This window comes from Neisseria sp. HMSC065D04 (assembly GCF_001815675.1).
Taxonomy (GTDB): domain Bacteria; phylum Pseudomonadota; class Gammaproteobacteria; order Burkholderiales; family Neisseriaceae; genus Neisseria.
Genome location: NZ_KV821540.1, coordinates 1 through 10,528, shown reverse-complemented (window position 1 = coordinate 10,528; position 10,528 = coordinate 1). Strand labels below are relative to the sequence as shown.

The window sequence follows — 10,528 nt, the reverse complement described above, 5'->3', positions numbered from 1 at the left end:
ACTGCCTTGCCGGCGCACTATGCCGACTACGTCCTCACCAAATAGCGCGTTCACGTCCGTTAAGGTTTCAGGATGTTTGGATAAATCTTAGGTGTTCTCTTGAGATGTAGGAATAGGGTGAAATTCTGTTGGAGTTAATTTTGCAAAGACCTCTACCTTATTTATAGACAACCGTTTATTGCTACCGAAGCAGGGATTATTCTGTTGCTGCGTGTGTTCCCGTTTGGTCAATTTTTTCGAGTTTGGCGGAAACGCGGTTCCATACTTCTTCCAGAGGAATGGCTTTCAGGAGACGTTCGGGATTGTTTGTATTGATGCTGTCGGGGTGGGGGAGGTCGGTATAATCGCCCGCCCATATCACTTCGGCATTGAGTGAATAAGGATGCCATATGCCCAGCCAAGTCGCGCCGAATAGGGCGATTTGCGGTTTGTCGAGCGCGGCGGCGATGTGCATGGGAACGGAATCGACGCCGATAAACAGTTTGGCGCGGTCTATTGCCGCCGCAAGTTCGCGCAAAGTTAGGCAGCCGGACAATACCCATACTTTGCCGCCTTCCGGTATTTTCAGACGACCTAAGATGGCTTCGATCATGTCGTGTTCGACGGGACTGGGGGAGGCGGCCAGGACGACGTTGTGTCCGTGGTTCAACAGAAGCTGGACGAGTGCGGCGTTTTTGCCGTCTTCCCAGCATTTGAACAGCCAACGCGCGCCCGGATGCAGTAAGACGTAGTCTTCGCCTTGCCAGCCTTGTTCGCGCAATTTTTGTTCCATACTGTTGCGGACATCAGGGGCGATGCTCATGCGGACTTTGGCGTTTGAAAGATCTTCCGGACGGATAAGCGGCGGCAGTATGCCCAGATGGGTTTCGACGATATGTTTGGTCGTGCCCATATCGGGGTTGAGAAAGTCGTGACACCAGCGCCATGCGGCGTTGTCGCGTTTGATGCAGTTGAAGCCGACGCTGCATTTTGAGCAGAATTTGGCAATGATGGCGGCACGCCATTGGTCGGAGAGGTTGAACGCCCAATCGTATTGACGCGCTTTCAGTTGGCGGAAAAGGTCTTTTTCGTGTTTGAACTGTTTGCCCAAACCTTGCTTTTTCCATTGGCGGTCAATGGTGAAAATTTGAGAGATTTGGGGATTGTCGCGGATGATGTCGGCGGTTTCCTGATAAACCAGCATATCGACTTCACACTCGGGGAAATGTTGTTTGATCGCATCGACGACCGGTGTACTGAGCAATACGTCACCATGATGGCGCAGTTTGATGACGAGGATACGTTTGGGTTGTGCAAGTGACATACGGTACTTTCAGACGACCTGGTTCAAGAATGGCTCTCAATTGTAAAACGGAACGCGAGGTTTGGAAAACTGTTTCTGTACAAACGGTTTCGAGGGTGAATGAGCGCAACCGGTTTGCTTTGATTTTCTTACAAAATATGGTTTGGGATGGGCGGTGTATGCAAAATATTTTGATATTGCAGAAGATTGTTCCATTCTGAAAATGGCTGCGGGCTGATTGGCTGGTCGATACGGTTGTGGCTGGAACGAGACCGATTCACTATAATAGCCCAAGCCGCAGGCAGGATTGGTGTTCCAAGAAGCTTTTACAGGTTTGGAAGCAAATCATAGTCTTCGGCACGTTTTCAGACGACCTTTCCTTCCTCTACCGCCTTACACATCCACCATGACATCAAACGCCCCGCTCCAACACATCACCCTTATCGGCGTCGGACTGATAGGCGGCTCTTTCGTTCTGGACCTTAAACGATTGGGACGGGTGCAAACGGTGACCGGTATTGATCTCAACCGCGACAATCTCGACCGTGCGCTTGAGCGTCGGGTGATTGATAAAGCGTTTACGGAAATCAACGCCGAAAGCATAGGTCATGCCGATTTGGTGTTGATTGCCACGCCGGTTTCCACGCTGCCGACCATCTGCCAAGCCATTGCGCCGCTGCTTGCGCCCAAGGCTTATGTGTCCGATGTGGGCAGCACCAAGCGGACAGCCATCGCCGCTTTCCGCCAATATCTGCCTGAGCGGATTTCACACTGTATCGCCGCGCACCCCATCGCAGGCTCCGACCGCAGCGGCGCGTTGGCGGCACAATTCGGGCTATATCAAGATAAAAAACTGATTATCACCACACACGGACAAGAGCATCCCGAAGGCATTGCTTTGATAAAAAGCCTGTGGCAGGCGGTTGGCGCGCAGACGTTTGAAATGAGCGCGGAAGAACACGATGCCGTGTTCGCCGCCGTTTCCCATATGCCGCATTTGACCGCTTTTGCCTATGTCCACCAAATCGCCGACCATCCGGACGGACAGGAATATTTGAAATTTGCCGCCAGCGGTTTCCGAGACTTTACCCGCATCGCCTCCAGCCATCCCGCGATTTGGACGGACATCTGCCTGGACAATAAAAACAGCCTGATTAAGCTGATTGCCGGACTGCACGACCAGCTTTCCGAGCTGGAGCGCATCCTCGAACAAGAAAACCGCGACGCACTATACCGTTATTTCGAAGAGGCCAAACAAACGCGCGACGAATGGTTGGGCAGTCAATAGCGGGGAATATCCGGCTTTCCTGTGCAATCGCTATTCCAAAAACAAAAAGGTCGTCTGAAAACCTATTTTCAGACGACCTTTTGTTGATTTCAGGCAGGGTTTACCAGTAGCCCAGCACTTTCCACCAGATAATGCCGATGGTGCCGAAAATCAGGATTTCGACCACGCTCATGATGAAGCCGGCTTTCCACCATTCGGTCATGCTGACATAGTTTGAGCCGTAGATGACGGGGGACGAACCTGAAGCGTAGTGGGTCAGCGACATCATGATGCCGGTGGCGGACGCCATAATCAGGGCGAACAGCATCGGCGGTGCGTCCAAGGCGAGGCCTGCACCGTAGAACGCGCCGAACATGGCGGTAACGTGTGCCGTGCCGCTGGCGAAAACGTAGTGGGCGTAGAGGTAGGCGAGTACCAGAAGGGCGCAGCCGGCTTCCCAGCCCAAGCCGAGATGGGAGATGCCGCCCTGCAGGGATTCGGACAGCCATGCAATCAGTCCCAATTTGTTGAGGAAGTTCGCCATCATGACCAAGGCGGCAAACCAGACGATGGTGTCCCACGCGCCTTTTTCTTTCAGCGCGTCGTCCCAAGTCAGTACGCCGGTCAAGAGACACAGGGAGAGGCCGAGGAAGGTGGTGGCGGTGGCATCGACTTTCACGCCGAACAGCATTTCGGGAACGCCTGCCCACAGAAGCAGCAGAATCACGAAAATGCCGAGCATGATTTTTTCATCGCGCTTCATCGCGCCCATTTCTTTCAGTTTTTCTTTGGCAAGGGCGGTCGCGTTAGGCGTTTGTTTGATTTCGGGCGGATACAGGAAATACAGCACCAGCGGCATCAGGAACATGGCGATCAGACCGGGTACGACCATAGCGGCGAACCATGTGCCCCAAGAGAGGTGGATTTCCGAATTGGTGGCTTTGGCAACCAATTCGACGACCAGCGGGTTGGGCGCGGTCGCGGTAATGAAGATACAGCAGGTGATGATGTTGGCGTGGTAGTTGACCAGCGCGAGGTATTTACCGATTTTGCCTTCCGTGCCTTTTTCGGGGTCGGAATCGAAACTCAGGGCGATGGAACGCATAATCGGGTGCACAATCGCACCGCCGCGCGCGGTGTTGCTTGGTGTGACCGGGCCGATGACCAAGTCAGCCAAAGCCAAGCTGTAACCTACGCCCAGCGTGCGTTTGCCGAAAAGGGAAATCAAGAGATGGCCGATGCGCATCCCCAAGCCGGTTTTCAACAAACCGCGCGAGATGATGATGGCGATACCGATCATCCAGATTAACGAGTTGTTGAGGCTGCTCAGTGCGTCTTTAGTTGCGTCGGCGGCTTTTTCGTTGGTCACGCCGGTCAGCGCGACCAAGGTAATGCCCAAAATCGCCATTGCGCCGATGGGCATGGCTTTGCCGATGATGCCGGCGATAATACCGACGAACAACGCCAAAAGGTGCCATGCGTCAGGCGATACGCCCTGCGGCACGGGTATGACGAACCAGATAATCAGCGTCAGCGCGAGCGCAACCGCAGCAGGAATTGGCTTGAAACCCATGTTGAGTTTCCTAGTTTGAGGTATTGGGGAAATCGGATTTCAGACGACGTGTGTCCGTTTTGGTGGGGAGAGGTTGTCTGAAACGTATTTGGCAGCAGTTGTTTTTTATGTTTTTCTTTTGGTGGTTTGGGTAATGCGTGTTTGTGTTGCCATCTTTTTCAGACGACGTTTTCTTAAGGTTATTGCGTTTTGCCCTCTCCCTAACCCTCTCCCACGGGGAGAGGGGATGATGATGCTGAAAATCAACCATTATCGGACTTTCTGCAAGCTGTCCCCTCTCCCCGTGGGAGAGGGTTAGGGAGAGGGCAAAACCTCAGATTCAGTAGGTTCGGTTGTGGAACCCAACAAATACTTAAACCCTAATCATCATGTTGGTTCATGTCCCATCCTACAGGTATTTTTCAGACGACCTCCCATAATAGAAAAGGTCGTCTGAAACCCCGTATCAGATTAATCCTGCTCCGCCGGCAGGCCGTACTCTTCGGGGAAGGTGCGCAGCGAGCTTTGCAACACGGTAACCGCGCCGTCAATCAGGCCGCAGCGGCCGCTTCGGGGCAGCAGTTGGCACAGGCTTTGCAGGGCGCGAAGGTCGTCTGAAGTGCCGATGCCGGTATCCACGCGGTTGAGCAGGCGTGAAAGTTGGAACGTGCCGCCTTTGCACGGCGGGCATTGTCCGCATGAGTTGGAGGCAAAAAATTCCACATACTCAGCCACTTTACGCACGACGCTGGTGCCTTCGGAAATCACAATCATCGCGCCCGTGCCGAGGCTAGATTTGCGTTCGCGCACGGACACGAAGTCCAAAGGCACGTCCAAATCTTTCGCGGTCAGAAGCGTGTTTGACGGGCCGCCGGTAAAGACGGCTTTAAACGTGCGCCCTTCGAGCATACCGCCGCCGTGGTCGAAAATCAGCGATTGCAGGGTCGTACCCATCGGCAGTTCGTACAAACCCGGATTCAATACGTCGCCGGAAAGCGAGTAGAGTTTCGTGCCTGCGGCATCGCCCAAACCCAGCGATTTGTACCATTCCGCGCCTTTGGCAAGGATTTGCGGGATGTTGGCGAAGGTTTCGGTGTTGTTGATAAGGGTCGGTTCGCCTTCTACGCCGCTTTCGGCGGGGAACGGCGGCTTGCGGCGCGGGAACGGGAAACCGCCTTCCAACCATGAAATCACGGCGGTTTCTTCGCCGCCGATGTAGCGGCCTGAAGTTTCGACCAATTTCAGGTCTAAAGGTTTGCCCAGATAGTTTTCGATGCGGATGAACAAATCGCTTTTTTTCCATTGCTCGATGGCGGGCACGATGGAAGCGATGGATTCGGTCTGGTGCGGATTGACATACATAATCGCTTTGTTGGCGCGGCAGGCGACGGCGGCAATCAGGACGCCTTCAATGACTTGGTGCGGTGTTTTTGCCAGCAACACGCGGTCTTTGAACGTACCCGGTTCGTCTTCGTTGGCATTACAGACGACGTATTTGTCGCCGTGTTTGCTTTGTGCGGCAACGGCCGCCTCCCATTTGCGCCAGGTCGGGAAACCTGCGCCGCCCATGCCGCAGAGGTTGGCGTCTTGCAGCTTGGAAACGATGCTTTGAGGATCGGCAAGCGCCGCCAGCAGGCCTTCGCCGCCGCCGACTTTGCGCCACGCGGCCAAATCCGCGCCGACTTGGCGGGACGGGTGCAGTAAGTTTTGATTGGCTTGGTTCATGATTGTTGCTCCTGCAAACCAGCGTGTTCGCGCAAATCGAATTTGCCGTAGTCGGGATATAAAACGGGGGCTTTGATGTCGCTGGTCAGTCCGGCGCGGGTCATTTCGCGTTGCAGATCGTGGACGTGTCCGACACCGCCGCGCACTTTCTTTAGCGGCAGGCCGCAACCGGCGGCGGCTTTACCCGCGCGGCGGCCGAAGCTGATGATGTCCAAAAGCGCGTTGCCCATCAGGCGGTTGCGGCCGTGGATGCCGCCGGTTACTTCGCCGGCGCAATAGAGGCCTTCCACACAGGTCGCGCCGTCGCCGTTGATTTCGACGCCGCCGTTTTGGTAGTGCAGGGTCGGATGGATCATTACAGGCTCAACAGCGGGGTCGATGCCGCATTTATGGGCGACGTGACCGAGCGTAACCAAACGGTTCAACACGTCGGGGTCGTTTTCAATCAGGCGCGGGGTATCGAGGAACACGCCGACCTGTCCGTCGCGTACCACGCCGCGGCCTTCGCGGCACTCGCGCAAAATGGCGGCGGCAACGACGTCGCGCGGCTGCAATTCGTCAACGAAACGCTCGCCCAAACCGTTGACCAGTTTGGTGCCTGCGGAGCGCACGGCTTCGGAAATCAGCGCGCCTGCCAAGTGCGGCGGATGGGCGACGCCGGTCGGATGGTATTGGAAGGAATCGATGTCGCGCAGTTTCGCGCCGATGCGGTATGCCATCACCAGACCGTCGGCGGTTGCGCCGTAGTGGTTGGAAGTGGCGAAACCCTGCAAATGCAGCCGTCCGCTGCCGCCGGTTGCCAAGACCACGGCTTTGGCGTGAACCAATACCAAAGAGCGTTTTTCCAAATCGTACAAAATCGCGCCGACGCAGCGGCCGTGTTCGTCCGACAATAATTCGATGGCGGGGTGGCGGTTGAGCTGGGTGATGTTTTCGTCGAGTTCGACCGCCTCGCGCAGTACGCGCATCATTTCGAGGCCGGTAAAGTCGCGGTAGCTCAGGATGCGCGGCACGGTCGTACCGCCTGCACGTTTGCGGCTCAACATGCCGTTGCTGTCCGCGCCTTTGGCAAGGTCGAAAGTCATGCCCAAGCCGATCAGCCAGCGGATGGCGGACGGCGCGTCAGTAACCATTTGCGCCACCAATTCTTTTTTGCCTGCGTTGTGACCGCCTTTAATGGTGTCGTCAAAGTGCTGCTGCAAGCTGTCTTCTGCGCCAACCGCCGCCTGAATGCCGCCTTCGGCCATCACGGTATTGCTGTCGCCGATACGCAGCTTGTTCGCCATAATCACGCGCGCGCCTGCTTCGGTCGCGGATAACGCCGCTGCCGCGCCCGCACCGCCGCCGCCGATAACCAGTACGTCGGTGTTCAAATGTTCCGCTCCCGACAAATCATAGTCGTCAATCAGGGGATGGCTGATCAGCAGTTTCGCCAAATCAGGATGGCAGTAATCGCCCGTGTTCGGGCCGATGGGCAGTTTGACGCGCGCATTTGCCTGATAGTCGGGGTGAAACTGGCTCAACAATTCGTTTTTTTCCGGCAAGTCGCCGCGCAGTTCCAATGAGGAAGCGCGCAGGTTGGCAAGGGCGGTTTCGTAGTCTATGCCTTGGATTTCGTTCGCCATCACATTGCCTCCTCTTCAAATTCGACTTTCATTTTGCCGCTGTCGATTTCGCGCAGGCGGCGCATCAAATCCACCGGACGCAGCGTGCGCGCCGCTTTCATACGGCGGGCGAACAGGCCCAAGTGGTTCGGACGGATATGCTCGGGGCAGGAAAGGGTACAGAGGTTGCACATCACGCATTGGTCGAAGGTCAGCGCAGCCGCACCGAAATCGCCCGATACCACCTGCGCCACGCCGTTTTCCACTTCCAAACCTTTGGGGCAGGCGCGGTTACAGCCGCCGCAATGACGGCAGTGTTGTGCTTCGGGGAAGGCTTTGGCGGTGTCGTCCAGCCAGTTCCAGCCGTCGCCGACCTCGCTCACGTCGTAATATTGGATATGCTCGGGGATAAAGTAGTCCAAGAAGCTGACCTGCATCCCTTCTTCGACTTTGGTTTCACACGCCAACGCAGTCGTTACCTCGCGCTCGCCTTCCTTGCGAATCATGCAGCGGCAGGAGCCGCACACGCCTTGCCCCATGCAGCCGACGTTGGCGGTAATCGCGCTGCCGGAACGGGCATAGGCCTGAATGATTGACGAGTCGGCGGAGGCTTTGACCTCGTGGCCGTCTATGGTCAGGGTTAACAAGTTTTCACTCATGGTAGTGTCCTGTGGAATGGGATAGGGGAAATCGGATGTGTGTATTTTTATTACAAATTTTTAAAATGCGGATATTTTTCAGGAAACGTCTTATAAATCAACGTCTGACTGTCTTTTATTAGTGTATCAGAATTTGGGTTTTTTGATGATGGCGGAGTCGTAAAGGCAGGGTGGGCGGATTGTGAACAAAAAACAGCGGTTTTCAGACGACCTTTGTGCCATCTTGTTATTTTGTAAGATAAAATAAACTTACGATAAAGAAATAAATGCTAAAAACCATTTTGAAATACGAGTAAATATCATTATTAAGTGTTTGATATAAAAGCATATATCTATGTATTTATTGGATAAATTTGCGAAGTGTAAGCAAATGCAAATAGTGTTATAAAATTTCATAAAAACGGCTAAGTTTGACTTCCATCAAAAATCATCGTGGGTAGAATGACACGGCTTTTACATTTGTGTATGGTTGAAAAAAGAAAGACAGGTCGTCTGAAAAATAATTGTTTCTTTTTAAATTCATGTTATTAGTAAGATTCATTGCGGCGGTGAATCCAGCCTTTTCAGACGACCCTTTGAAATTTGAGTGGACAGATTAATTGTAGTTTTATTTCTACCGGTAAATATTGCCGACAATATCCGTTATCATCATCCGAGTGAAATGATAGGTTATTAAGTTTTATGAAAATCAATAAATTATAAAAATCATATTGTCGCCTCATATCGATTGACAGCACTATTACACCGATTAAGGTCGTCTGAAAAACGGCCTCTATAAAAAAGCTAACAAACCCTCCCTACCATATGAAAAGGAACACAATCATGACCGTCATCAAGCAAGAAGACTTTATCCAAAGTATCTGCGATGCCTTCCAATTCATCAGCTATTACCATCCGAAAGACTACATCGACGCGCTCTATAAGGCGTGGCAGAAGGAAGAAAATCCCGCCGCCAAAGACGCGATGACGCAGATTTTGGTCAACAGCCGCATGTGTGCCGAAAACAACCGTCCCATCTGTCAAGACACCGGTATCGCAACCGTCTTCCTCAAAGTCGGCATGAACGTCCAATGGGATGCGGACATGAGCGTGGAAGAGATGGTTAACGAAGGCGTGCGCCGCGCCTACACTTGGGAAGGCAACACCCTGCGCGCTTCCGTCCTCGCCGATCCTGCCGGCAAACGCCAAAACACCAAAGACAACACTCCCGCCGTCATCCACATGAGCATCGTACCGGGCGACAAAGTCGAAGTAACCTGCGCAGCAAAAGGCGGCGGCTCTGAAAACAAATCCAAACTCGCCATGCTCAATCCTTCCGACAACATCGTCGATTGGGTATTGAAAACCATCCCGACCATGGGCGCGGGCTGGTGTCCTCCCGGCATCTTGGGCATCGGTATCGGCGGTACGCCCGAAAAAGCCGTGCTGATGGCAAAAGAATCCCTGATGAGCCACATCGACATACAAGAGTTGCAGGAAAAAGCCGCGTCCGGTGCGGAATTGTCCACCACCGAAGCCCTGCGCCTCGAACTCTTTGAAAAAGTCAACGCATTGGGCATCGGCGCACAAGGTTTGGGCGGACTGACCACCGTATTGGACGTCAAAATCCTCGATTACCCGACCCATGCCGCTTCCAAACCGATTGCCATGATTCCGAACTGCGCCGCCACCCGCCACGTCGAATTCGAATTGGACGGCTCAGGCCCGGTCGAACTGACCCCGCCACGCGTTGAAGACTGGCCCGATTTGACTTACAGCCCCGACAACGGCAAACGTATCGATGTCGATAAACTGACCAAAGAAGAAGTTGCCAGTTGGAAAACCGGCGACGTATTGCTGCTGAACGGTAAAATCCTCACCGGCCGCGATGCCGCGCATAAACGCCTCGTCGATATGCTCGACAAAGGCGAAGAGTTGCCCGTCGATTTCACCAACCGCCTGATTTACTACGTCGGCCCCGTCGATCCGGTCGGCGACGAAGTAGTCGGTCCGGCAGGCCCGACCACCGCCACCCGCATGGACAAATTCACCCGCCAAATGCTCGAACAAACCGGCCTCTTGGGCATGATCGGCAAATCCGAGCGCGGTGCAGCCACCTGCGAAGCCATCGCAGACAACAAAGCCGTGTACCTCATGGCAGTCGGCGGCGCGGCATACCTCGTGGCAAAAGCCATCAAATCCTCCAAAGTCTTGGCGTTCCCCGAATTGGGCATGGAAGCAGTTTACGAGTTTGAAGTCAAAGACATGCCTGTAACCGTCGCCGTGGACAGCAAAGGCGAATCCATCCACGCCACCGCCCCGCGCAAATGGCAGGCAAAAATCGGCATCATCCCCGTCGAGTCCTAATGCCTTGATGCCAGGTTGAAAAAGGTCGTCTGAAAACTCGGAATAAGGTTTTCAGACGACGGCGTATTCGCATTTGAAGTGCAACTTTCCATA

7 protein-coding genes are annotated in these 10,528 nt (G+C 54.0%); 2 read left to right on the top strand and 5 right to left on the bottom strand.

The window, feature by feature from the left end:
- Positions 1-196: 196 nt before the first annotated feature.
- Entirely contained in the window at positions 197-1,303 is a 1,107-nt protein-coding gene (rfaQ, locus tag HMPREF3050_RS10275) for a putative lipopolysaccharide heptosyltransferase III (protein WP_070774712.1), read from the bottom strand.
- Between the two features lie 385 nt (positions 1,304-1,688).
- Between rfaQ and HMPREF3050_RS10270 the strand changes: the two genes are divergently transcribed.
- Positions 1,689-2,570 (top strand): prephenate dehydrogenase, encoded by an 882-nt coding sequence (locus HMPREF3050_RS10270; protein WP_070774710.1) that lies wholly within the window; start codon positions 1,689-1,691, stop codon positions 2,568-2,570.
- A 100-nt stretch (positions 2,571-2,670) separates the two neighbouring features.
- Here HMPREF3050_RS10270 and HMPREF3050_RS10265 read toward each other — a convergent pair whose 3' ends face one another.
- The 4 genes from HMPREF3050_RS10265 to HMPREF3050_RS10250 form a co-directional block, all read right to left on the bottom strand.
- Positions 2,671-4,122: a DASS family sodium-coupled anion symporter gene (locus HMPREF3050_RS10265; protein ID WP_070774708.1), complete on the bottom strand. Its 1,452-nt coding sequence runs from the start codon at positions 4,120-4,122 to the stop codon at positions 2,671-2,673.
- Between the two features lie 450 nt (positions 4,123-4,572).
- A complete protein-coding gene (locus HMPREF3050_RS10260) occupies positions 4,573-5,826 on the bottom strand; it encodes a complex I 51 kDa subunit family protein (protein WP_045075738.1) in 1,254 nt (417 codons plus the stop codon).
- On the bottom strand, positions 5,823-7,451 hold the full coding sequence (locus tag HMPREF3050_RS10255; protein WP_003777401.1) for an FAD-binding protein: 1,629 nt from the start codon (positions 7,449-7,451) through the stop codon (positions 5,823-5,825). Before HMPREF3050_RS10255 ends, HMPREF3050_RS10260 begins: the two co-directional genes overlap by 4 nt.
- Positions 7,451-8,089: a 2Fe-2S iron-sulfur cluster-binding protein gene (locus HMPREF3050_RS10250; RefSeq protein WP_003777402.1), complete on the bottom strand. Its 639-nt coding sequence runs from the start codon at positions 8,087-8,089 to the stop codon at positions 7,451-7,453. Before HMPREF3050_RS10250 ends, HMPREF3050_RS10255 begins: the two co-directional genes overlap by 1 nt.
- 822 nt (positions 8,090-8,911) lie before the next feature.
- Between HMPREF3050_RS10250 and HMPREF3050_RS10245 the strand changes: the two genes are divergently transcribed.
- Complete coding sequence (locus tag HMPREF3050_RS10245) at positions 8,912-10,435, top strand: fumarate hydratase (RefSeq protein ID WP_003740750.1); 1,524 nt, start codon at positions 8,912-8,914, stop codon at positions 10,433-10,435.
- Positions 10,436-10,528 lie beyond the last annotated feature (93 nt).

What these genes read in the sequence shown, in the direction of transcription:
- HMPREF3050_RS10255 (WP_003777401.1), bottom strand. Translation starts at nt 7,451, where the DNA reads ATGGCGAACGAAATCCAAGGCATAGACTACGAAACCGCCCTTGCCAAC.
- rfaQ (WP_070774712.1), bottom strand. Translation starts at nt 1,303, where the DNA reads ATGTCACTTGCACAACCCAAACGTATCCTCGTCATCAAACTGCGCCAT.
- HMPREF3050_RS10260 (WP_045075738.1), bottom strand. Translation starts at nt 5,826, where the DNA reads ATGAACCAAGCCAATCAAAACTTACTGCACCCGTCCCGCCAAGTCGGC.
- HMPREF3050_RS10250 (WP_003777402.1), bottom strand. Translation starts at nt 8,089, where the DNA reads ATGAGTGAAAACTTGTTAACCCTGACCATAGACGGCCACGAGGTCAAA.
- HMPREF3050_RS10265 (WP_070774708.1), bottom strand. Translation starts at nt 4,122, where the DNA reads ATGGGTTTCAAGCCAATTCCTGCTGCGGTTGCGCTCGCGCTGACGCTG.
- HMPREF3050_RS10270 (WP_070774710.1), top strand. Translation starts at nt 1,689, where the DNA reads ATGACATCAAACGCCCCGCTCCAACACATCACCCTTATCGGCGTCGGA.
- HMPREF3050_RS10245 (WP_003740750.1), top strand. Translation starts at nt 8,912, where the DNA reads ATGACCGTCATCAAGCAAGAAGACTTTATCCAAAGTATCTGCGATGCC.